Origin of the sequence: Chryseobacterium sp. Y16C, assembly GCF_022488405.1 — a bacterium.
GTDB lineage: Bacteria > Bacteroidota > Bacteroidia > Flavobacteriales > Weeksellaceae > Chryseobacterium > Chryseobacterium geocarposphaerae.
On record NZ_CP092711.1, the window covers coordinates 2,746,704 to 2,766,110 of the forward strand.

The 19,407-nt window shown below is 36.2% G+C and carries 30 protein-coding genes; 1 reads left to right on the top strand and 29 read right to left on the bottom strand.

All coding sequences use genetic code 11. From position 1 onward, the window contains the following. Window positions 1–112: 112 nt before the first annotated feature. The 4 genes from MKS83_RS12200 to eno form a co-directional block, all read right to left on the bottom strand. A complete protein-coding gene (locus MKS83_RS12200) occupies window positions 113–2,287 on the bottom strand; it encodes a TonB-dependent receptor domain-containing protein (protein WP_240579928.1) in 2,175 nt (724 codons plus the stop codon). Between the two features lie 80 nt (window positions 2,288–2,367). Then, window positions 2,368–3,429 carry a helix-turn-helix domain-containing protein gene (locus MKS83_RS12205; protein ID WP_240579929.1) on the bottom strand — a complete coding sequence of 354 codons (1,062 nt, stop codon included), beginning with the start codon at window positions 3,427–3,429 and terminating at the stop codon, window positions 2,368–2,370. A gap of 224 nt (window positions 3,430–3,653) precedes the next feature. Next, a complete protein-coding gene (locus MKS83_RS12210; RefSeq protein WP_100377185.1) occupies window positions 3,654–4,940 on the bottom strand; it encodes a citrate synthase in 1,287 nt (428 codons plus the stop codon). A gap of 82 nt (window positions 4,941–5,022) precedes the next feature. Continuing rightward, entirely contained in the window at window positions 5,023–6,315 is a 1,293-nt protein-coding gene (eno, locus tag MKS83_RS12215; protein ID WP_240579930.1) for a phosphopyruvate hydratase, read from the bottom strand. A 310-nt stretch (window positions 6,316–6,625) separates the two neighbouring features. On the opposite strand from eno, the gene MKS83_RS12220 reads away from it, so the two are divergent. Beyond that, window positions 6,626–7,042, top strand: coding sequence for a hypothetical protein (locus MKS83_RS12220; RefSeq protein WP_240579931.1), 417 nt, complete (start codon window positions 6,626–6,628; stop codon window positions 7,040–7,042). Window positions 7,043–7,099: 57 nt separating this feature from the next. Here MKS83_RS12220 and rplQ read toward each other — a convergent pair whose 3' ends face one another. The 25 genes from rplQ to rplB form a co-directional block, all read right to left on the bottom strand. Beyond that, window positions 7,100–7,624 carry a 50S ribosomal protein L17 gene (rplQ, locus tag MKS83_RS12225; RefSeq protein WP_240579932.1) on the bottom strand — a complete coding sequence of 175 codons (525 nt, stop codon included), beginning with the start codon at window positions 7,622–7,624 and terminating at the stop codon, window positions 7,100–7,102. Between the two features lie 6 nt (window positions 7,625–7,630). Then, window positions 7,631–8,626 carry a DNA-directed RNA polymerase subunit alpha gene (locus MKS83_RS12230; protein ID WP_240579933.1) on the bottom strand — a complete coding sequence of 332 codons (996 nt, stop codon included), beginning with the start codon at window positions 8,624–8,626 and terminating at the stop codon, window positions 7,631–7,633. Window positions 8,627–8,659: 33 nt separating this feature from the next. After that, window positions 8,660–9,268: a 30S ribosomal protein S4 gene (gene rpsD, locus MKS83_RS12235; protein ID WP_100377190.1), complete on the bottom strand. Its 609-nt coding sequence runs from the start codon at window positions 9,266–9,268 to the stop codon at window positions 8,660–8,662. A 19-nt stretch (window positions 9,269–9,287) separates the two neighbouring features. Next, on the bottom strand, window positions 9,288–9,677 hold the full coding sequence (gene rpsK, locus MKS83_RS12240) for a 30S ribosomal protein S11 (protein WP_100377191.1): 390 nt from the start codon (window positions 9,675–9,677) through the stop codon (window positions 9,288–9,290). Window positions 9,678–9,689: 12 nt separating this feature from the next. Next, window positions 9,690–10,067, bottom strand: a complete 378-nt coding sequence (rpsM, locus tag MKS83_RS12245) for a 30S ribosomal protein S13 (protein WP_100377192.1) — start codon at window positions 10,065–10,067, stop codon at window positions 9,690–9,692. Window positions 10,068–10,076: 9 nt separating this feature from the next. Then, window positions 10,077–10,193, bottom strand: a complete 117-nt coding sequence (rpmJ, locus tag MKS83_RS12250; protein ID WP_007839480.1) for a 50S ribosomal protein L36 — start codon at window positions 10,191–10,193, stop codon at window positions 10,077–10,079. Between the two features lie 63 nt (window positions 10,194–10,256). After that, the gene (gene infA, locus MKS83_RS12255) at window positions 10,257–10,472 is read right to left on the bottom strand and encodes a translation initiation factor IF-1 (RefSeq protein ID WP_055861802.1); all 216 of its coding nucleotides are present in this window, start codon (window positions 10,470–10,472) and stop codon (window positions 10,257–10,259) included. Between the two features lie 3 nt (window positions 10,473–10,475). Continuing rightward, on the bottom strand, window positions 10,476–11,855 hold the full coding sequence (secY, locus tag MKS83_RS12260) for a preprotein translocase subunit SecY (protein WP_100377193.1): 1,380 nt from the start codon (window positions 11,853–11,855) through the stop codon (window positions 10,476–10,478). A gap of 9 nt (window positions 11,856–11,864) precedes the next feature. Continuing rightward, a complete protein-coding gene (rplO, locus tag MKS83_RS12265; protein ID WP_089856253.1) occupies window positions 11,865–12,314 on the bottom strand; it encodes a 50S ribosomal protein L15 in 450 nt (149 codons plus the stop codon). A gap of 96 nt (window positions 12,315–12,410) precedes the next feature. Continuing rightward, window positions 12,411–12,587 (bottom strand): 50S ribosomal protein L30, encoded by a 177-nt coding sequence (gene rpmD / locus MKS83_RS12270; RefSeq protein WP_007839493.1) that lies wholly within the window; start codon window positions 12,585–12,587, stop codon window positions 12,411–12,413. 11 nt (window positions 12,588–12,598) lie between these two features. Next, window positions 12,599–13,120 carry a 30S ribosomal protein S5 gene (gene rpsE / locus MKS83_RS12275; protein ID WP_062162717.1) on the bottom strand — a complete coding sequence of 174 codons (522 nt, stop codon included), beginning with the start codon at window positions 13,118–13,120 and terminating at the stop codon, window positions 12,599–12,601. 19 nt (window positions 13,121–13,139) lie between these two features. Further along, the gene (gene rplR, locus MKS83_RS12280; RefSeq protein WP_100377194.1) at window positions 13,140–13,493 is read right to left on the bottom strand and encodes a 50S ribosomal protein L18; all 354 of its coding nucleotides are present in this window, start codon (window positions 13,491–13,493) and stop codon (window positions 13,140–13,142) included. A 15-nt stretch (window positions 13,494–13,508) separates the two neighbouring features. Then, the gene (rplF, locus tag MKS83_RS12285; protein WP_240579934.1) at window positions 13,509–14,054 is read right to left on the bottom strand and encodes a 50S ribosomal protein L6; all 546 of its coding nucleotides are present in this window, start codon (window positions 14,052–14,054) and stop codon (window positions 13,509–13,511) included. Between the two features lie 17 nt (window positions 14,055–14,071). After that, window positions 14,072–14,470 carry a 30S ribosomal protein S8 gene (rpsH, locus tag MKS83_RS12290; RefSeq protein WP_089745113.1) on the bottom strand — a complete coding sequence of 133 codons (399 nt, stop codon included), beginning with the start codon at window positions 14,468–14,470 and terminating at the stop codon, window positions 14,072–14,074. Between the two features lie 146 nt (window positions 14,471–14,616). Next, entirely contained in the window at window positions 14,617–14,886 is a 270-nt protein-coding gene (rpsN, locus tag MKS83_RS12295) for a 30S ribosomal protein S14 (RefSeq protein WP_029297771.1), read from the bottom strand. 3 nt (window positions 14,887–14,889) lie between these two features. Continuing rightward, entirely contained in the window at window positions 14,890–15,441 is a 552-nt protein-coding gene (rplE, locus tag MKS83_RS12300; protein WP_100377196.1) for a 50S ribosomal protein L5, read from the bottom strand. Window positions 15,442–15,454: 13 nt separating this feature from the next. Beyond that, window positions 15,455–15,781: a 50S ribosomal protein L24 gene (gene rplX / locus MKS83_RS12305; RefSeq protein ID WP_100377197.1), complete on the bottom strand. Its 327-nt coding sequence runs from the start codon at window positions 15,779–15,781 to the stop codon at window positions 15,455–15,457. Window positions 15,782–15,800: 19 nt separating this feature from the next. Next, a complete protein-coding gene (gene rplN, locus MKS83_RS12310; protein ID WP_007839504.1) occupies window positions 15,801–16,169 on the bottom strand; it encodes a 50S ribosomal protein L14 in 369 nt (122 codons plus the stop codon). Between the two features lie 2 nt (window positions 16,170–16,171). Continuing rightward, the gene (gene rpsQ / locus MKS83_RS12315) at window positions 16,172–16,426 is read right to left on the bottom strand and encodes a 30S ribosomal protein S17 (RefSeq protein ID WP_100377198.1); all 255 of its coding nucleotides are present in this window, start codon (window positions 16,424–16,426) and stop codon (window positions 16,172–16,174) included. Between the two features lie 12 nt (window positions 16,427–16,438). After that, entirely contained in the window at window positions 16,439–16,624 is a 186-nt protein-coding gene (gene rpmC / locus MKS83_RS12320) for a 50S ribosomal protein L29 (RefSeq protein ID WP_100377199.1), read from the bottom strand. A 12-nt stretch (window positions 16,625–16,636) separates the two neighbouring features. Then, entirely contained in the window at window positions 16,637–17,062 is a 426-nt protein-coding gene (gene rplP / locus MKS83_RS12325; RefSeq protein WP_039364064.1) for a 50S ribosomal protein L16, read from the bottom strand. A 90-nt stretch (window positions 17,063–17,152) separates the two neighbouring features. After that, window positions 17,153–17,890 (bottom strand): 30S ribosomal protein S3, encoded by a 738-nt coding sequence (gene rpsC / locus MKS83_RS12330; RefSeq protein ID WP_100377200.1) that lies wholly within the window; start codon window positions 17,888–17,890, stop codon window positions 17,153–17,155. A 7-nt stretch (window positions 17,891–17,897) separates the two neighbouring features. Continuing rightward, window positions 17,898–18,296, bottom strand: coding sequence for a 50S ribosomal protein L22 (gene rplV / locus MKS83_RS12335; RefSeq protein ID WP_039364058.1), 399 nt, complete (start codon window positions 18,294–18,296; stop codon window positions 17,898–17,900). A 2-nt stretch (window positions 18,297–18,298) separates the two neighbouring features. Beyond that, window positions 18,299–18,577 carry a 30S ribosomal protein S19 gene (gene rpsS, locus MKS83_RS12340; RefSeq protein ID WP_002983209.1) on the bottom strand — a complete coding sequence of 93 codons (279 nt, stop codon included), beginning with the start codon at window positions 18,575–18,577 and terminating at the stop codon, window positions 18,299–18,301. 2 nt (window positions 18,578–18,579) lie between these two features. Continuing rightward, window positions 18,580–19,401 (bottom strand): 50S ribosomal protein L2, encoded by an 822-nt coding sequence (gene rplB / locus MKS83_RS12345; protein ID WP_072953574.1) that lies wholly within the window; start codon window positions 19,399–19,401, stop codon window positions 18,580–18,582. Window positions 19,402–19,407 lie beyond the last annotated feature (6 nt).

Here is a 19,407-nt window from a genome sequence, read left to right on the forward strand (position 1 = left end):
AATTAAGTAGAAATACTGTGAATGGGTGATGCAGGAAACTGTTATATCTGGGCATGTGAAAGATGTGTATGTCCATAATAAAAACGAAAACCGACTTGAAAAGCGGGTTTGCTTATCTTGCTCTGTTTTCTTCTTCCGTCTTCTGGGTTTCTTTGACCTGATATTTTGAACTTCCTATGTTATAACTGAGTGAAAATACCAGCCTGCTGCTGTCCCACCAGTGTGTAAAACGGTTATCCATAATCTGTTTATGGCGGAATTCCAATCGCTGATCATAAGAGTCGAAAAGATTATTAAAACCGATTTTTGTGTTCAGTTTATTATCAAACCATGCCTTTTGCAATGATACATCTACAGTGTATCGTGGTTTAATAATATAAAGACTGTTTCCTGTTTTGGATTCATAAGCACCAAATACATTTACAGTAAATCCTTTTGGAAGCGAAAATACCTGATTGATCCTCATTTCGTAATTATAAATGCTCAATGCAAAAACCTCGTTCAGATAAGGTCTAAATTCGTAATTATAATATCCTGCAATCTGACTGGTGATATTCCACCATTTTGTAATTCGTACCGGAAAGCTTGTTTCCAGCATAGCAAAGTTCCTGTAGGGAAGATTCGTTCCCAAATATTCCAATACATTTGTTTTCGGATTGTACAGGGGATACCGTGTCATAACATCTTTTTCTTTTCCGACTGTAAAGCTTGTGACCCAATTTTTATACCGATACGTTGCTTTAATCTGACTGGTAAAGGAAGGCAACAGGTATGGATTCCCTATCCAGTAATTTAACGGACTGAAATAAAATCTGAACGGATTAAGCTGCGAAAATGCTGGTCTCGTTATTTTTTTACTATAGGAAAGAGAAAATTCACTGGATTTATTAAAAGTATAGCTAGCGCTTAAAGACGGCAGCCACTTCAGATAGTTTCTGGAAACCACAGAATCCACAGTAATGGCGTTGGAAATACTGTTTGTGTTTTCAAATCTCAATCCTGCATTGATCTGAAAGTCTCCTATCTTTTGCCTGTATGCAAGATAACCTGCCCAGATCTTTTCTTTGTATGAGAATATATTGCTTCTCGAAGGATCAAAAACGAACTGATTACCAACAGATAATGTATCATACCTGATATTGTTATTCGTATCTGAATGGCTGTATTTAAGTCCTGCTTCAATATCGATCTCTTTTATCTTCTGAGATGCATCGATCTGTGCCGTATAAATGCCGATTTTGTTCACCAGATCAGATTTCCAGTATGATAAAACCTCAGTATCAGTCCGGTCTCTATTGACAAAATCATCATTCTGTTTATTTTTGACTGAAAGATAATTCCCTAAAAAAGCAAGCTTAAAACCCTTATTCTGAAAAGAATAATCCACTGTCATCCCATAGTTATCCTGAGAATAATCTGTGGGATTTTCACTGGCAGTATTCAGTACCAACTGGGTTTCGGTTTTATCAGTTGTATAAAGTGATCCGTTGCGTATTCTGTCATTATTCCGGAAATTACCTCTCAGATTAATACCAAGCTGGTTTTTATCATTCAGCTTAAAATCTGCGCCCACCTGAAAATTGTAAACTTTTCCGGCATCTTCCTGATAGGTTTGGGTACGCATGATATTGGTATTGGCCAATCGTTGCAAAGCATGATAACGATAGGTCGAAATCCCTTCATTATAACCCGTCTGCAGATTGTATGTCACTTTCCCTGTATGATAAGATATATTGAGAGCATTTTCTCTATAGTTGAATTTATTAACATAAATATTACCATTATAGCTTGCTTTCAAGCCCAGGCTGACATTCTTTTTTAGTTTGATATCAATAATTCCTTTAAATTCTGCATCATATTTAGAAGATGGATTGGTATTCACTTCAACAGATTCTACCATTTCGGGAGATAAAGACCGCAAATAGACCTGCAGCTCCTGATTGCTCATAACAACGGGTTTCCCATCAATAAAAACAGCGGGAGTGATTCTGCCTCCAATAAAAATTCCATCTTCCTGATCTACTGTAACCCCAGGTGTTTTTCTTAAAACATCAAGGAGATGCGTGGAAGTTTTAAAGTCTTTATTTCCGGCAACAGACAGTACAAGATTGCCTTCATTCAGTTTCATTTTTCGTGGAGCTGACTGAATAATGACTTCTGAAATATTCGTTGTTGAAGTTTTTGCCTCAGCCAGAGAATCCGCGGTTTTTCCTTTGACAGCTTCCTGAGCTTTTCCAAAAATTGACAGGAACAGCAGAAGCAGCAAGAACCATAATTTGAAGATCATAGATTTTAAATTTTATGACATCAAATGTATCGGCTTGGGGCAGAATAACGGTTTTAAAATTAAAATTCCGCAGTACTGAATTATAAATTTGAACTCTGAAACCTCGATTCAGTAAGGGTTTGAGACTGTTTATACAAAAGAGGCGTTGTATTTTTAATTTTCTTGAACGTAGAAAAGAAAGTCGATTTGGAATTAAAACCTACTTCATATCCTATCTCTTCAATTTTTAAATAGGAGCCATTTTCTATCTTTTCACAGGCTTCATTAATACGGTATTCATTGATATAGGTAGAAAAACTTTTACCAAGATTATCATTCAGCAGCTGGGAAAGCTGATGGGCAGAGATATTCATTCTGGATGCCACATCACTTAATTTCAGATTGGGATTTTTATAAAGCTCTTCAGTATTCATAAGACGCTCTAATCTGGACGAAAAGCTGTCTGCCTTTTCTTCAGAAATCTTTTTATTGGGGTATCTTTCAGTTTCTTTTGCCGGAAGCTGCTGATATTTTTTATTAAATAAAATTAAAAAGTTGGCATACAGCACAAATGAAAATACAAGACTTCCTCCCGCGCAGTAGATCTGCACCCAACCTGTTGAGATCAGCTGATAGGTCAGAAAGATGATGATATTACTGATCAGAACCGGAAGAACAAATTGGTTTGGATTTTTAAGATTCTGCCTGGAAAAGTTGTAGTACTGATATACCGTAAGGAATACAAATATGGACCAGACAGTATAAATAAAGGTTCCGAAATAATGTTCCCATGTAACAGGAAAAAGCAGATATAATAAACCGACTGCTCCTAAAATGATGATCAGTATTCCAAACCATTTCTGACAGTTCTTCCAATCAAACTGCTCCTGTTGAAAGGAAGATTTCACATAATAATAGAGTGCCGGACCTGTGAAAAATAAGGCAGAGAGTCCCAAATGCGGAATAATCCTTGGCAGATCAGGGTAAAAGTAAATGCATACAGCAATGCCAACTCTGGTGCTCAGCATCAGCAAAAGAAGTCCAAGGAAAAAATCCGGGAGGTATTTCAGTTTCTTAACAAACAGCAGATAAATGCCCAGCAACAGTCCGTTGAATGCTCCTACTGCGCTGAAGAAAAATAACATCTGTTGTCCGAAAGTCATAATAATTTATTTTTTATGGTGAATCAAATGATGCCACAGTTTTTTATCATATCTGTTATTCAATCATTCGGCTTTGATCACGCCAATAATTTCATAAAAGTAAAATTAATAAATTATTGAATTCAATTTCAGTAACATATATATTTTTCTAAGAAATATTTGCAGATCATTAAATAAAAAAATCCCAAAGCAAGCTTTGAGATTTTTTATGATATAAACAATAATTATCTGTTTGCAATATCGATGTAGTTTCTTTGTTGAGCGCCTTGGTAAACCTGTCTTGGTCTTCCGATCGGGTCTCCTTTCAATCTCATTTCTTTCCACTGAGAAATCCATCCCGGAAGTCTTCCTAATGCAAACATTACAGTAAACATTTCTGTAGGAATTCCTAATGCTCTGTAAATAATTCCAGAATAGAAATCTACGTTTGGATATAGTTTTCTTTCTACGAAGTACTCATCTTCCAGCGCTACTTTTTCTAACTGCATTGCAATATCAAGAGCTTTATCCTGGATTCCTAATGCATTAAGGATATCATCAGCAGCTTTTTTGATAATTTTTGCTCTTGGGTCGAAGTTCTTGTATACTCTATGTCCGAATCCCATCAAACGGAAGCTATCATTTTTATCTTTAGCTTTCGCTACCCATTTGTTAACATCTCCGCCATCTTTTTCGATCAATTCAAGCATTTCGATAACTGCTTGGTTTGCTCCACCGTGAAGTGGTCCCCAAAGCGCAGAAACCCCTGCAGAAATAGAAGCGAAAAGACCTGTATGAGCAGAACCTACCATTCTTACTGTAGATGTAGAACAGTTTTGTTCGTGATCTGCGTGAAGGATCAATAATTTATCTAAAGCTCCCACTACTACCGGATCGATTTCGAATTCCTGGTTTGGCATTCTGAATGCCATTTTGTAGAAGTTTTCTACGTAGTTTAAGCTGTTATCTCCGTGGTTAATTGGAAGGCCTAAAGTTTTTCTGTAAGTCCAAGCACAAAGGTGGGAGAATTTAGCAATCATCAATTCCGCAGCATGATCCATCTCTTCTTTTGAATTTACATTCACAGCTTTAGGATTGAAAGCCGTCAAAGCAGACGTTAAAGAAGATAAAACTCCCATAGGGTGAGCAGAACGAGGGAAAGCATCGATGATTTTTTTCATCTCCTCTGCTACGAAGTTATATTTTTTGATATTGTTTTCGAATGCGCTGAATTGGTTCTGAGTTGGTAATTCACCGTGTAATAACAAATACATTACTTCCGTGAAGTTTGACTTCTCAGCAACCTGCTCAATAGGATATCCTCTGTAGAACAATTCACCTTTATCTCCGTCAAGGTAAGTGATATCACTAATTGTTGCTCCTGTATTTTTGTACCCTAAGTCTAAAGTGATAAGACCCGTCTGGTCTCTTAATTTTGAAATATCTATTCCTCTGTCTCCGATCGTACTATCTACGATTGGATATTCATATGAATTACCGTCGTAATTCAATATTACTTTGTTGTCTGACATTATTTATTTTTTTTTTAAATATACTACTTATTATAAAATACGGCAAACAAAAAATTTCGCTCGCCGTTATTTATAAATTCAATTATCTTTTTACTTTAAATGCTTCTAATCCTGGGAAAATCGCAGTTTCACCTAAAGCTTCTTCGATTCTTAATAGCTGGTTATATTTTGCCATTCTATCTGATCTTGAAGCAGAACCGGTTTTGATTTGTCCGCAGTTCATTGCCACTGCCAGATCAGCAATTGTAGAATCTTCAGTTTCACCAGATCTGTGAGACATTACTGATGTAAATTTGTTGTGTTGGGCCATCTGGACTGCAGCCATCGTTTCAGAAAGAGAACCGATCTGGTTTACTTTTACAAGGATTGAGTTGGCAATTCCTTCTTTTACTCCTCTTGATAATCTCTCTACATTGGTTACAAATAAATCATCACCAACCAACTGTACTCTGTCACCGATTTTATCTGTTAGCATTTTCCATCCGTCCCAGTCATTTTCCTGCATCCCATCTTCGATAGAAATGATCGGATATTTATTTACCAGTTCTGTCAGATAAGAAACCTGCTCACTGCTTGAAAACTGAGCCGCATCCGGAGTCTGGAATTTTCTATAATCGTAAACTCCGTCTTTGTAAAATTCCGAAGCCGCACAATCTAAAGCGATCATCACATCATCACCCGGCTTATAGCCCGCTTTTTCAATTGCCTGAAGCAAAGTATCCAAAGCATCTTCAGTTCCTGTGAATGTAGGAGCGAATCCTCCCTCGTCACCTACCGCAGTAGACAAACCTCTTGAATGAAGAATAGATTTAAGATTATGGAAAATTTCAGTTCCTTTTCTCAAAGCATGAGAGAAAGAATCTGCTTTTACCGGCATTACCATAAATTCCTGGAAAGCAATCGGAGCATCTGAATGAGAACCTCCGTTGATTACGTTCATCATCGGAACCGGAAGCGTGTTGGCATTTACTCCTCCTACGTATTTGTATAATGGTAATCTTAGTTCTGTCGCAGCAGCTTTTGCAGCAGCCAAAGAAACTCCTAAAATAGCGTTTGCCCCAAGGTTTCCTTTGTTCTTAGTTCCGTCAAGGTCAATCATGATCTGATCGATAAGGTTCTGATCAAAAACAGGAAGACCTACCAATTCAGGAGCAATTACTTCTCTTACATTCTCTACAGCTTTAGAGACACCTTTCCCCATCCATTCTGAACCACCATCACGCAATTCAACTGCTTCATGTTCTCCGGTAGATGCTCCAGAAGGTACCGCAGCACGACCCATCGCACCACTTTCTGTAAATACATCTACTTCAACTGTAGGATTACCTCTTGAATCCAAAATTTGTCTCGCTTCTATGTAAGAAATGTAACTCATTTTTGTTTATTTTATAGTTCAGACAAATTTAATCAATTTTTAACTTTTTAAAGCAATAGAGAGGTAATTTATATGTTTATTCCGAGTTAAATTTTAGTTAATTTTAAGATTGTAATAATTCTTCGTTTTTACTTCTAAAAAAAACTTTTATGAACTTTAAAAAAGGTTTTTATGATCAAAACATTTACATGTTTGGTAATTTTAAAGTTTGAATGAAGGCCATTGGTTTGTTTTTTGTTTTTCTTACATTTAACAAAATTATCTTCTTATAAAAAGTAAATTAATTATCAATACATTAAAAATAAATATCATGAAAAAAGGGTTACTCATAGCGATTTCGGCTATTACCTTATCAGTAATAAGCTGTAAAAAGAGTGAAAGTGGAAATAAAAATGTACTAAAAGCCGGAGATTCAACTATTTTGGCCGACAATGGAAAAGTTGATTCAACCATTACTTACAATACAGACATCAACGGAAAGAAAAGTATAAAAACGGATTATGTTTATAAGGCTACTGACGGAACTTTGGTAAAAGTTGTTTTTAATTACAAGGAAAAAACGATGAGCATCCGAAACAACAATAAAACTTTCATTCTGAATCAGGTTGAATCTAAAGGAACTGAAACTATTTACGAGAAAATGGATATGAAGGCAACCGTAAAGAAAGACAGTCTTATTTTGGATCAGGGCAATAATATCATTGAGCTGGTAAAAACCAAAATCTAAAGTATAAAAAAACCGTTCAGAAATCTGAACGGTTTTTATTTATATCTGAATGAAATATTATTCTTCAGTTTTTTCCTCTGTAGAATCACCAGCTTCAGCCGTTGGTTCAGCAGCTTTTTCTTCTACTACAGGAGCTTCAGCAACTACAGCTTCTTTTTTAGCTGTTGTAGATCTTCTGCTTCTTCTTGTAGTCTTTTTCTCTTCAGCATTAGGGTTGTAAAGCTCATTGAAGTCTACTAATTCGATAAGAGCAGTATCAGCAGCATCACCTGGTCTGAATCCTGTTTTGATGATTCTTGTATAACCACCGTTTCTCTCAGCGATTTTAGGAGCTACAGTTCTGAACAATTCAGCAACTGCTTCTTTATTTTGAAGATATGAAAAAACAATTCTTCTGTTGTGTGTAGTATCTTCTTTTGCTTTTGTTAATAGAGGCTCAACATATACTCTTAAAGCTTTAGCTTTAGCTACAGTAGTGTTGATTCTTTTATGCTCAATTAGAGAACAAGCCATATTAGAAAGTAAAGCGCTTCTGTGAGAAGCTGTTCTTCCTAAGTGATTGAATTTTTTACCGTGTCTCATTATTAATTAATTATCAGCGTCTAATTTATATTTTGCAACGTCGAAACCGAAGTTAAGACCTTTTGAATGCACTAATTCTTCTAGTTCTGTCAAAGATTTTTTACCAAAATTTCTGAATTTCATCAAATCAGACTTACTGTAAGAAACCAATTCCCCAAGAGTTTCTACTTCAGCTGCTTTCAGACAGTTTAGGGCTCTTACGGAAAGATCCATATCTGCTAATTTAGACTTAAGTAGTTGTCTTGTATGAAGAGTTTCCTCGTCATATTGGATAGATGCTTTCACCGCTTCAGTCTCCAAAGTGATTCTCTCATCAGAGAATAACATGAAGTGATAAATTAATATCTTAGAAGCTTCTGTTAAAGCATTCTGAGGACTGATAGATCCGTCAGTTTCTATATCTAATACAAGTTTTTCGTAGTCTGTTTTTTGCTCTACACGATAATTTTCAATGCTGTATTGTACTTTCTTAATTGGCGTGAAAATAGAGTCGATAGCAATAGTACCTACAGGTGCATTGTTTGACTTATTTTGTTCTGAAGGAACATATCCTCTACCTTTTTCAATATTGAAAGTAATTTCGAAAGTAACATCAGAATTTAGGTTGCAAATAACTAGATCTGGGTTTAGCACCTCAAATCCGCTCATCGCTTTACCTAAATCTCCAGCAGTGATCACCGTTTGCCCCGAAACTTTAGCAACTACCTGCTCGTTAGCTTGGTTTTCTGCCGCAGCTTTTAATCTTACCTGCTTAAGGTTAAGAATAATTTCGGTAACATCTTCGATTACTCCCGGAATAGTTGAAAATTCGTGCTCTACACCTTCTATTTTGATAGATGAAATAGCATATCCTTCCAGAGAAGAAAGCAACACTCTTCTCAAAGCATTACCGATTGTAAGCCCGAAACCTGGTTCTAGAGGTCTGAATTCGAATTGACCTTTAAATTCATCAGAGTTAAGTAAAATTACTTTATCGGGTTTTATGAATTGTAAAATTGCCATATTATTGGGTTGAGCAAAAATTTGATTAAAAAATTATTTAGAGTAAAGTTCGACGATAAGCTGTTCCTTGATGTCTTCCGGAATCTGGATTCTTTCAGGAGCAGATACGAAAGTACCTTCTTTTTTCTCATCGTTGAATTGTAACCACTCATAATTTGCTTTAGAAGCTAATGCATTAGAAACCACTTCAAGAGATTTAGATTTTTCTCTTACAGCGATTACATCACCAGCTTTTAGCAAATAAGAAGGGATGTTAACTAGCTCTCCGTTTACAGTAATGTGTCTGTGAGAAACTAATTGTCTAGCAGCAGATCTGGTTTTAGCAAAACCTAATCTGTATACTACGTTATCCAATCTTGATTCGCAAAGTTGTAATAGAACTTCACCTGTTACACCTTTACTTCTGTGTGCTTTGTCAAATAGGTTAGCAAACTGTCTTTCTAAAATACCGTAAGTATATTTAGCTTTTTGTTTTTCAGCTAACTGAACTGCATATTCTGATTTTTTAGCACCTCTTCTTTTGTTAGGACCGTGTTGTCCTGGCGGTTGGTTTTTTCTTTTCTCGAAGTTTTTGTCATCTCCGTAGATTGCAGCACCAAACTTTCTAGCAATCTTAGTTTTAGGTCCAATATATCTTGCCATAATGGGTAAATTCTAAAAATTAAACTCTTCTTCTTTTTGGTGGTCTACATCCGTTGTGTGGCATAGGAGTCACATCAATGATTTCGCTAACTTCAATTCCTGAATTGTGAATAGTTCTGATTGCAGATTCTCTACCTGCACCTGGACCTTTCACAAACACCTTTACTCTTCTTAAACCAGCTTCGTGAGCTACAGCAGAGCAATTTTCAGCTGCCATTTGAGCAGCAAATGGAGTATTCTTTTTAGAACCTCTGAATCCCATTTTACCGGCAGAAGCCCAAGAGATAACCTCTCCGTTTTTATTTGTTAAAGAAATGATGATGTTATTGAAAGAAGCCTGAATGTGCGCTTCACCAATAGCTTCAACTTTTACTTTTCTTTTTTTAACTACTTTAGTTTGTTTTGCCATAATTCCTAACGATTATTTACTAGCTTTTTTCTTGTTAGCAACAGTTTTTCTCTTTCCTTTACGGGTTCTAGAGTTGTTTTTCGTTCTCTGGCCTCTTAAAGGTAATCCAAGTCTGTGACGTATTCCTCGTTGGCATCCTATGTCCATCAATCTCTTGATGTTCAATTGCACTTCAGATCTCAATTCTCCTTCTACTTTTACGTTTTCAGAGATGTATGTTCTGATTGCAGCCAATTCATCGTCATTCCATTCGTTGACTTTCTTGTCTTCGCTGATACCGGCAGCTTTAAGGATTTCTGAAGAAGTACTTCTTCCGATTCCATAGATGTAAGTTAAACCGATAACGCCTCTTTTGTTTTTTGGTAAATCAATACCTGAAATTCTCGCCATAATTTAATTTTAGCCTTGTCTTTGTTTAAATTTTGGGTTTTTCTTGTTGATTACAAACAGTACACCTTTTCTGCGTACGATTTTGCAATCAGCGCTTCTTTTTTTAATTGATGCTCTTACTTTCATTTTGATAGTATTTATTTTTTAACAACAGCCAAATGGAACGCACGCTCCATTTGGCAGATTGTTTTAATATCTAAATGTGATTCTCCCTTTTGTTAAATCATAGGGAGACATTTCTAATTTCACCTTATCACCAGGCAGAAGTTTAATATAATGCATACGCATTTTACCAGAAATATGAGCAATAAGCACATGCCCATTCTCTAGCTCTACACGGAACTGAGCGTTCGAAAGTGCTTCCGTTATAACGCCGTCTTGTTCAATATGTTTTTGTTTTGCCATAAATTAATATCCAGTCGTTCTTGATAATTTAGACTGCATTAAGCCATCATAATGATGGTTCAGCAGATATGTATTAATCTGTTGAACAGTATCTAAAATTACTCCAACCATAATCAATAGTGATGTTCCCCCGAAAAATAGGGCGAACGCATCTGTCTGAACAAAGCTTCCGTGTACAATTGCCGGAAGGACTGCAAAGATAGATAAAAATATTGCACCAGGCAAGGTAATTTTTGATAAAATATCATCTAAATAATCAGCGGTCTCTTTCCCGGGTCTTACTTTCGGTACTAAACCTCCATTTCTCTTCAAATCATCAGCCATCTGGTTTACCGGAATTGTAATCGCAGTATAGAAGAATGAGAAGATAATAATTAATAGCGCGAACAATACATTGTACTGCCAGCTAAAAACATTCTTGAAACCTGCAAGAAAAGTATTAGACTCATCTACTTTCGTTAATAAACCAGGTACGAACATCAATGCCTGAGCAAAGATAATCGGCATTACACCGGCAGCATTAACTTTCAATGGAATCCACTGTCTTGCTCCTTGCATAAGATTTCTGTTTACACCTCCTCTTGCTTGAGCTCTGCTTACATACTGGATAGGGATTTTTCTAACAGCAACGGATAATACCACTGCTAAAAGAACAACCAACATCCAGAAAATTACTTCAATAAGGATCATGATAGATCCCATTCCTCCTTTTCCGTTCTGCACGGCCATTTCCTGTACGAATGCTTCTGGTAATCTTGAAAGGATCCCTACCATAATAAGGATAGAAATACCGTTTCCGATACCTTTGTCGGTGATTTTCTCACCCAACCACATTGCGAATACTGAACCAGCTACCAAAATAACAATACTTGGTAACCAGAACATGATAGAATTTGGCTCTACATAATATGCAGAAGAGAACTGAGCATATGGTAAAAATAATTGAGTGATAGAAGTTAAATAGGAAGGCGCCTGTACAAGACAAACACCAATAGTTAACCATCTGGTAATCTGATTCAATGTATTTCTACCTGACTCTCCATCTTTCTGAAGCTTCTGAAGATAAGGAATAGCCATCCCCATCAACTGAACAATAATAGAAGCAGAAATATAAGGCATGATCCCTAACGCCATTACGGAAGCGTGGCTAAAAGCTCCCCCCGTAAACGACGAAAGCAAGCCAAGGAGACCTGCTCCTTGCTTGTTACCGCCCTGACTTTTATAATGCTCTAAGAGATCTCCTACTTCTGCAAGGTTAATTGCAGGTAAAGAGATATAAGATGCGAATCTATACACAAGGATAATACCTAAAGTGAAGATAATTTTATCTCTAAGTTCCTTTAAGCTCCAAATATTTTTTAATGTTTGTATAAATTCTTTCATTAGTAATTATTATAAGGTAATTGCTTTTCCACCTGCTTTAGCGATAAGCTCTTCAGCAGATTTAGTGAACTTGTCAGCAGAGATAGAAACCGCAGATTTCAACTCTCCTCTACCCATAATTTTCACTAATTCGTTTTTAGTAATTAGACCGTTCTCAATCATAACTTCTCTTGTAATATCTCCAGTGATAGATTTATTCTCGATTAAAGTCTGGATTGTATCAAGGTTAATTCCTCTAAACTCTTTTCTGTTTACGTTTTTGAATCCGAATTTCGGTAATCTTCTTTGTAAAGGCATCTGACCTCCTTCAAAACCGATCTTCTGAGAATAACCAGCTCTTGATTTCTGTCCTTTGTGACCTTTTGTAGAAGTACCTCCTTTTCCAGTACCCTGACCTCTACCAATTCTTTTTGAATTGAAAGTAGATCCTGCAGCTGGCTTTATATTGTTTAAATTCATTTTTTTATTGATTTAAAGATTAAATAATTTAAAGATTAAAAAATTCCGACTAAAATAGGAAGAAAATTTTAATCTTTTAATCTTTGAATTTTTTAATTATTTCTGAACCTCAAGTAAGTGACTAACTGCAGCTATCATTCCTAAGATAGAAGGAGTAGCTTCGTGTTCTACAACTTGGTGAAGTTTCTTAAATCCTAATGCTTCAAGCGTTCTCTTTTGGGTTTTTGTTCTTCCAATAGCGCTTCTTACTTGCTTTACTTTAATTGTTGCCATTGTTTTATATATTAACCGTTAAACACTTTAGTTAGAGAAACTCCTCTCATTCTAGCGATTTCTTCAGGTCTTCTGATGTCCAATAACGCTTTGAAAGTAGCTTTCACCACGTTGTGAGGGTTAGAAGATCCTTTAGATTTTGAAAGGATATCGTGAATACCAGCAGACTCCAATACCGCTCTTACCGCACCACCGGCGATAAGCCCTGTACCGTGAGAAGCAGGTCTTAAGAAGATATCTGCACCTCCGTATCTAGCAGTAGTTTGGTGAGGAATGGTGTGGTTCATTACAGGAACTTTCACAAGGTTTTTCTTAGCGTCTTCAACTGCTTTAGCAATTGCAGAAGCAACCTCTTTAGATTTTCCTAATCCGTAACCGATAACTCCATCTTCGTTACCTACAACTACGATAGCAGAGAATCCGAAAGCTCTACCTCCTTTAGTTACTTTTGTTACTCTGTTAACAGCTACGAGACGATCTTTAAGTTCTAATCCTCCCGGTTTTACTCTTTCTATATTATCTAGTCCTAACATATTTCCGAAATTTTAATGATTAGAATTTAAGTCCACCTTCTCTCGCACCATCAGCTAGAGCCTTAACTCTTCCGTGATATACGAATCCGTTTCTATCAAATACAATATTTTCGATTCCTGCAGCGATAGCTTTAGCAGCAATAGCTTTACCTACAGCAGCAGAAACTTCAGTCTTAGTTCCGTTAGCGTCAACACCTTTCTCTCTAGAAGAAGCAGAAGCTAAAGTTTTTCCACTGTTGTCGTCGATTAACTGAGCGTAAATTTCCTTATTACTTTTGTATACAGATAATCTTGGCAATTCAGAAGATCCAGAGATTTTTCCTCTTACTCTTCTTTTGATTCTTATTCTTTTTTCTAATTTACTTAATGCCATAATACTTATAATTTATTAAGCAGATTTACCAGCTTTACGTCTAACAATTTCTCCTACGAATCTTACCCCTTTACCTTTGTATGGTTCAGGCTTTCTGAAAGAACGGATCTTTGCAGCTACCATCCCTAGAAGTTGGTTGTCGTGAGACGTTAAAGTAATAATTGGGTTTTTACCTTTTTCAGTCAATGTATCTACTTTTACTTCGGTTGGAAGCTCTAGTACGATACCGTGAGAGAATCCTAAAGCTAACTCAAGTTTTTGACCTGCGTGTGAAGCTCTGTATCCTACCCCTACTAATTCCAGTTTCTTTTCGAAACCTTGAGAAACACCAACAATCATGTTGTTGATTAACGCTCTGTATAAACCGTGAAGCGCTTTGTGTTGTTTAGCATCAGATGGTCTGTTAACGTTAAGTTCGCCATCTTTTTGTTCTATAGTAATTCCTGCTGTAAGCTCCTGAGAAAGTTCTCCTTTAGGACCTTTTACAGTTACTACACCGTTGTTTTCAGTGATTGTAACTCCTGCTGGAATTGTTATAATTGCTTTACCAATTCTTGACATTTTCCTTTGATTAAAAATTAATAAACATAGCAGATTACTTCACCACCTACTTTTTCTTCTCTAGCTTTCTTGTCAGTCATTACTCCTTTAGAAGTAGAGATGATAGAAATACCCAAACCGTTTAGTACTCTTGGAAGTTCAGCTGAACCTTTGTACTGTCTCAAACCAGGTCTAGAAGCTCTTTGGATAGACTTGATAGCTGGTTTGTTAGTTTGCTTATCGTACTTCAAAGCGATTTTGATCGTTCCTTGAACAGCGTTATCTTCAAACTTGTAGTTTAAGATATACCCTTGATCAAATAAGATCTTAGTAATCTCCTTTTTGATTTTCGATGCAGGAATTTCCACCACTTTGTGGCCTGCGCTTTGTGCGTTCCTTACTCTTGTTAGGAAATCTGAAATTGGATCTGTTACCATTTTTCTTTTAAATTATTGGTTAAAGAACAATCAGTATTGTAAAGACTTGAAGAGTAAAATATCAGACTTCAGAAATCTTCGGTCTGATATTTTGTATCTTTAGTATCTAGACAACTTAATTGTCCCGATTTTTTAATTAGTAATTATTACCAACTAGCTTTTTTAACTCCCGGGATAAGACCGTTGTTTGCCATTTCTCTGAAAGTTACTCTGGAAATACCGAACGTTCTCATGTATCCTCTTGGTCTACCTGTTAGTTTACATCTGTTGTGCAATCTTACAGGAGAAGCATTTTTAGGCAATTTTTGAAGTCCTTCGTAATCACCAGCTTCTTTAAGAGCTTGTCTTTTAGCAGCGTATTTAGCAACTAGTGCTTCTCTTTTGCGCTCACGCGCTTTCATTGATTCTTTAGCCATTTCTTAGTTCTTTTTAAATGGTAAACCGAAGTGAGTTAATAATGCTTTAGCTTCTTTATCTGTTTTCGCAGTAGTAACGAAAGTGATGTCCATCCCTTGGATTTTTTTCACTTTGTCGATTACGATCTCAGGGAAGATGATTTGCTCAGTGATACCTAAGTTATAGTTACCTCTACCATCAAATCCGTCAGCTTTAATACCAGAGAAATCTCTAATACGAGGCAATGCAGAAGAAGTTAATCTATCTAAGAACTCATACATTTTATCAGCTCTAAGCGTAACTTTAGCACCTACAGGCATCCCTTTTCTCAATTTGAAAGCAGCTTCGTCTTTCTTAGAGATAGTACCAACAGCCTTTTGACCAGTGATGTTCGTTAATTCTTCAACAGCATAATCGATGATCTTTTTATCAGCAGTAGCGTCTCCTAAACCTTGAGATAAAATGATTTTCTCAAGTCTTGGTACCTGCATTACTGATTTGTATCCGAATTCTTCCATCATTGCTGGAACAATCGTTTCTTTATATGCTTTTTTGGGTCTTGCTATATATTCCATGTGTTATTTAAAATTATAAAGTTTCACCCGTTTTTTTGTTGATTCTTACTTTCTTATCTCCTTCGATTTTGTAACCTACTTTGATAGCTTTTCCGTCTTTTCCAACTAAAGCTACGTTTGAGATATGAATAGAAGCTTCTCTTTCAACGATTCCTCCTTGAGGATTTGAAGCTGAAGGCTTAACGTGCTTTTTGATGATGTTAAGTCCTGCAACAACTACTCTAGGGTCTCTTCCTTCTTTTTTGATCACTTCAATAACTTCACCTGTACTACCTTTAAGACCTTTCTTACCTGTAGTTACGATTACGTTATCTCCTCTTTTTATTTTTAACTTTGACATTTTTTTACAATTTTAAATATTAAAGTACTTCAGGAGCTAATGAAATGATTTTCATATATTCTTTGTCTCTCAACTCACGAGCAACTGGTCCGAAAACACGAGTTCCTCTCATTTCTCCCGCTGCGTTTAGTAATACACAAGCATTGTCTTCGAATTTGATGTATGAACCATCTTTTCTTCTAACCGCTTTTTTAGTTCTTACTACTACAGCTTTAGATACCTGACCTTTTTTAGCGTTTCCTGATGGTGTAGAATCTTTGATAGTAACAACGATTTTATCACCAACTGAAGCATATCTTCTTCTGGTTCCTCCCAGAACTCTGATAACCAATACTTCTTTAGCACCTGTGTTATCAGCAACTTTTAATCTTGATTCTGTTTGTAACATTATTACTTAGCTTTTTCAATGATTCTTACTAATCTCCATCTCTTATTCTTGCTCAAAGGTCTAGTTTCTTGGATTAAAACTGTATCTCCTTCGTTACATTCGTTGTTCTCGTCGTGTGCAGTATATTTTTTCGTTTTCAATACGAATTTACCGTACATCGGGTGCTTGATTCTCATCGTTTCACTAACAACAATGGTCTTTTCCATTTTATTGCTGGAAACCACTCCGATTCTTTCTTTTCTTAAATTTCTATCCATTGTAAAATGAAATTATTGTTTGTTAGTTAACTCTGTGTTTAATCTTGCGATTGTCTTTCTCAAATCTCTGATTTGAATCGGGTTTTCAATTGGGCTGATTTTGTGAGCCAATTTCAATTTTTGATATTGAACTTTTGCTTCAGTCAATTGAGTTTGAATATCACCCGCGCTTAAATTTTTAATATCAGCTTTTTTCATTGTATTCAAAGATTATAGAGGTTTAACAAAATCGTTAGCAACTACGAATTTAGTAACTACTGGTAATTTCTGTGCGGCAAGTCTAAGTGCTTCTTTCGCTACTTCGTAAGGAACACCTCCGATTTCGAACATAATTTTACCTGGTTTTACTACAGCTACCCAATATTCCACAGCACCTTTACCTTTACCCATCCTTACTTCAGCTGGTTTTTTAGTAATTGGTTTATCCGGGAAGATTTTGATCCATAGCTGACCTTCTCTCTTCATATATCTTGTAGCAGCGATACGCGCAGCTTCAATTTGTCTTGCAGTGATCCAAGCACCTTCTGTTGCTTTGATTCCGAAAGTTCCATAAGCTAGTTGATTACCTCTTTGAGCAATCCCCTTCATCTTCATCTTATGAACTCTACGGAATTTGGTTCTTTTTGGTTGTAACATAATTTTCTAAATTTTAGATTTTAGATTTTAGATTTTAGATTTTAAAAAAGTAACGGCAATTTAAAATTCAAAATTTGCAATCTAAAATTTTTAATTATTATTGTTTCTTCTTGGTTTTCTGTTCTCTCTGTCTCCTCTCTCTCTGTTTCCTCCTCCTGCTGGACCTTTCTTCTGTTGTCCCACTAGTGGAGAAAGTTCTCTTTTACCGTAAACTTCTCCTTTCATGATCCAAACTTTAACTCCTAACTTACCGTACTGAGTTAATGCTTCACCGATATGATAATCGATATCTGCTCTGAAAGTTGACAATGGAATTCTTCCTTCTTTGAAAGATTCTGATCTTGCCATTTCAGCACCATTCAATCTACCAGAGATTTGAACTTTGATCCCTTCTGCACCCATTCTCATTGTACCAGCCATTGCCATTTTAACAGCTCTTCTGTAAGAGATTCTGTTTTCAATTTGCTTAGCGATACTATCAGCAACTAATACTGCATCTAGTTCAGGTCTTTTGATTTCGAAAATGTTGATTTGAATATCCTTACCAGTAAGTTTCTTCAATTCTTCTTTCAATTTATCAACTTCCTGACCTCCTTTACCGATGATAAGTCCCGGTCTTGCAGTTGTGATTGTAACTGTTACTAATTTAAGTGTTCTTTCAATATAAATTTTTGAAATACCACCTTTAGATAATCTAGCTTCAAGGTATCTTCTGATTTTGTAGTCTTCAGCGATTCTGTCTCCATAATCGTTTCCACCAAACCAGTTAGAATCCCATCCTCTGATGATACCTAATCTGTTACCAATTGGATTTGTCTTCTGTCCCATACCTTGATTAATTTTCTTTATTACCTAAGATTAATGTAACGTGGTTAGATCTTTTTCTGATTCTGTACCCTCTACCTTGTGGAGCTGGTCTCAGTCTCTTCAATTGTCGTGCACTATCCACGAATATTTCTTTAACGATAAGGTTTGCTTCCTCGATGTCAGCACCTTCGTTTTTAGTCTGCCAGTTTGCCATAGCAGAAAGAAGCAATTTCTCTAACTTGTTAGATGCTTCTTTTTTAGAATATTTAAGGATATAAAGAGCTTTATCTACCTGCTCTCCTCTAATGATATCAGCAACTAATCTCATTTTTCTTGGAGAAGATGGGCAGTTATTTAATGAAGCTTTAACAACGTCCTTGTTTGCTTCTTTTCTTGCGATTGCGCTATCTTGTTTTCTTGATCCCATGATTATCTGCTTCCTTTGTTTTTGTTACCACCATGACCTCTGAAAGATCTTGTTGGAGAAAATTCGCCTAACTTGTGACCAACCATGTTTTCTGTAACGTAAACAGGGATAAAAGATTTCCCGTTGTGTACAGCAATAGTTTGTCCTACGAAGTCCGGAGAGATCATAGATGCTCTAGACCAAGTTTTGATAACTGTCTTCTTACCAGACTCTATATTTGCCTGAACCTTCTTATCTAAAGTATGATGAATGAACGGTCCTTTTTTAAGTGATCTTGCCATAATTATTTTCTTTTAGATACGATGTAACGGTTAGACACTTTGTTTTTCTTTCTAGTTTTGTAACCTTTAGATGGTTTACCGTTTCTAGATCTTGGGTGACCTCCAGAAGAACGTCCTTCACCACCACCCATTGGGTGATCTACTGGGTTCATTACTACCGCTCTTGTTCTTGGTCTTCTACCTAACCATCTGCTTCTACCAGCTTTACCTGATACAGTTAATTGGTGATCAGAGTTAGAAACTGAACCAATCATTGCCATACATTCAGTAAGGATCATTCTAGATTCTCCTGAAGGCAATTTGATGATTGCATATTTTCCGTCTCTTGAAGTTAATTGAGCTGAAGAACCAGCACTTCTTGCTAAAATAGCACCTTGACCAGGCTTCATTTCAACACAAGAAATTACAGTACCCAATGGAATATTTTTCAATTTCATTGCGTTTCCTACATTTGGCTCAACGCTTTCACCTGAAACTACTTTTTGGTCTACTTTAATACCGTTTGGAGCGATGATATATCTCTTTTCTCCGTCTGCGTACTCTAATAAAGCGATAAATGCAGTTCTGTTTGGATCGTATTCTACAGATTTTACAGTTGCTTCAACGTTTGCTTTGTTTCTTTTGAAGTCAATAATTCTGTATTTCTTTTTGTGTCCACCTCCGGTGTAACGCATGGTCATTTTACCTGTTTGGTTACGTCCACCTGACTTTTTAATACCAACTGTTAGAGATTTCTCTGGTTTGTTAGTAGTAATTTCCTCAAAATTGTTTACAATTCTGAATCTCTGTCCCGGGGTGATAGGTTTTAATTTTCTAACAGACATTACTAT

Bases quoted from the DNA above. Each gene is read 5' to 3' on its own strand.
- rplO (WP_089856253.1), bottom strand. From the start codon at position 12,314: ATGAATTTAAACAATATAAAGCCAGCTGCAGGATCTACTTTCAATTCA.
- rplX (WP_100377197.1), bottom strand. From the start codon at position 15,781: ATGTCAAAGTTAAAAATAAAAAGAGGAGATAACGTAATCGTAACTACA.
- rplE (WP_100377196.1), bottom strand. From the start codon at position 15,441: ATGGAATATATAGCAAGACCCAAAAAAGCATATAAAGAAACGATTGTT.
- secY (WP_100377193.1), bottom strand. From the start codon at position 11,855: ATGAAAGAATTTATACAAACATTAAAAAATATTTGGAGCTTAAAGGAA.
- rplN (WP_007839504.1), bottom strand. From the start codon at position 16,169: ATGTTACAAACAGAATCAAGATTAAAAGTTGCTGATAACACAGGTGCT.
- rpsQ (WP_100377198.1), bottom strand. From the start codon at position 16,426: ATGGATAGAAATTTAAGAAAAGAAAGAATCGGAGTGGTTTCCAGCAAT.
- rpmJ (WP_007839480.1), bottom strand. From the start codon at position 10,193: ATGAAAGTAAGAGCATCAATTAAAAAAAGAAGCGCTGATTGCAAAATC.
- rpsM (WP_100377192.1), bottom strand. From the start codon at position 10,067: ATGGCGAGAATTTCAGGTATTGATTTACCAAAAAACAAAAGAGGCGTT.
- rplF (WP_240579934.1), bottom strand. From the start codon at position 14,054: ATGTCAAGAATTGGTAAAGCAATTATAACAATTCCAGCAGGAGTTACA.
- MKS83_RS12230 (WP_240579933.1), bottom strand. From the start codon at position 8,626: ATGGCAATTTTACAATTCATAAAACCCGATAAAGTAATTTTACTTAAC.
- rplR (WP_100377194.1), bottom strand. From the start codon at position 13,493: ATGGCATTAAGTAAATTAGAAAAAAGAATAAGAATCAAAAGAAGAGTA.
- rplQ (WP_240579932.1), bottom strand. From the start codon at position 7,624: ATGAGACACGGTAAAAAATTCAATCACTTAGGAAGAACAGCTTCTCAC.
- rpsK (WP_100377191.1), bottom strand. From the start codon at position 9,677: ATGGCAAAACAAACTAAAGTAGTTAAAAAAAGAAAAGTAAAAGTTGAA.
- eno (WP_240579930.1), bottom strand. From the start codon at position 6,315: ATGAGTTACATTTCTTACATAGAAGCGAGACAAATTTTGGATTCAAGA.
- MKS83_RS12220 (WP_240579931.1), top strand. From the start codon at position 6,626: ATGAAAAAAGGGTTACTCATAGCGATTTCGGCTATTACCTTATCAGTA.
- rpsN (WP_029297771.1), bottom strand. From the start codon at position 14,886: ATGGCTAAAGAATCAATGAAAGCGCGTGAGCGCAAAAGAGAAGCACTA.
- MKS83_RS12200 (WP_240579928.1), bottom strand. From the start codon at position 2,287: ATGATCTTCAAATTATGGTTCTTGCTGCTTCTGCTGTTCCTGTCAATT.
- rpsC (WP_100377200.1), bottom strand. From the start codon at position 17,890: ATGGGACAGAAGACAAATCCAATTGGTAACAGATTAGGTATCATCAGA.
- MKS83_RS12205 (WP_240579929.1), bottom strand. From the start codon at position 3,429: ATGACTTTCGGACAACAGATGTTATTTTTCTTCAGCGCAGTAGGAGCA.
- rpsH (WP_089745113.1), bottom strand. From the start codon at position 14,470: ATGGTAACAGATCCAATTTCAGATTTCCTAACAAGAGTAAGGAACGCA.
- rplV (WP_039364058.1), bottom strand. From the start codon at position 18,296: ATGGGATCAAGAAAACAAGATAGCGCAATCGCAAGAAAAGAAGCAAAC.
- MKS83_RS12210 (WP_100377185.1), bottom strand. From the start codon at position 4,940: ATGTCAGACAACAAAGTAATATTGAATTACGACGGTAATTCATATGAA.
- rplP (WP_039364064.1), bottom strand. From the start codon at position 17,062: ATGTTACAACCAAAAAGAACCAAATTCCGTAGAGTTCATAAGATGAAG.
- rpsE (WP_062162717.1), bottom strand. From the start codon at position 13,120: ATGTTAGGACTAGATAATATAGAAAGAGTAAAACCGGGAGGATTAGAA.
- rpmC (WP_100377199.1), bottom strand. From the start codon at position 16,624: ATGAAAAAAGCTGATATTAAAAATTTAAGCGCGGGTGATATTCAAACT.
- rpmD (WP_007839493.1), bottom strand. From the start codon at position 12,587: ATGGCAACAATTAAAGTAAAGCAAGTAAGAAGCGCTATTGGAAGAACA.
- rplB (WP_072953574.1), bottom strand. From the start codon at position 19,401: ATGTCTGTTAGAAAATTAAAACCTATCACCCCGGGACAGAGATTCAGA.
- infA (WP_055861802.1), bottom strand. From the start codon at position 10,472: ATGGCAAAACAAAAACATATTGAACAAGACGGCGTTATAACGGAAGCA.
- rpsD (WP_100377190.1), bottom strand. From the start codon at position 9,268: ATGGCAAGATATATTGGACCTAAAACTAAGATTGCTAGAAAGTTTGGT.
- rpsS (WP_002983209.1), bottom strand. From the start codon at position 18,577: ATGGCAAGATCACTTAAAAAAGGACCGTTCATTCATCATACTTTAGAT.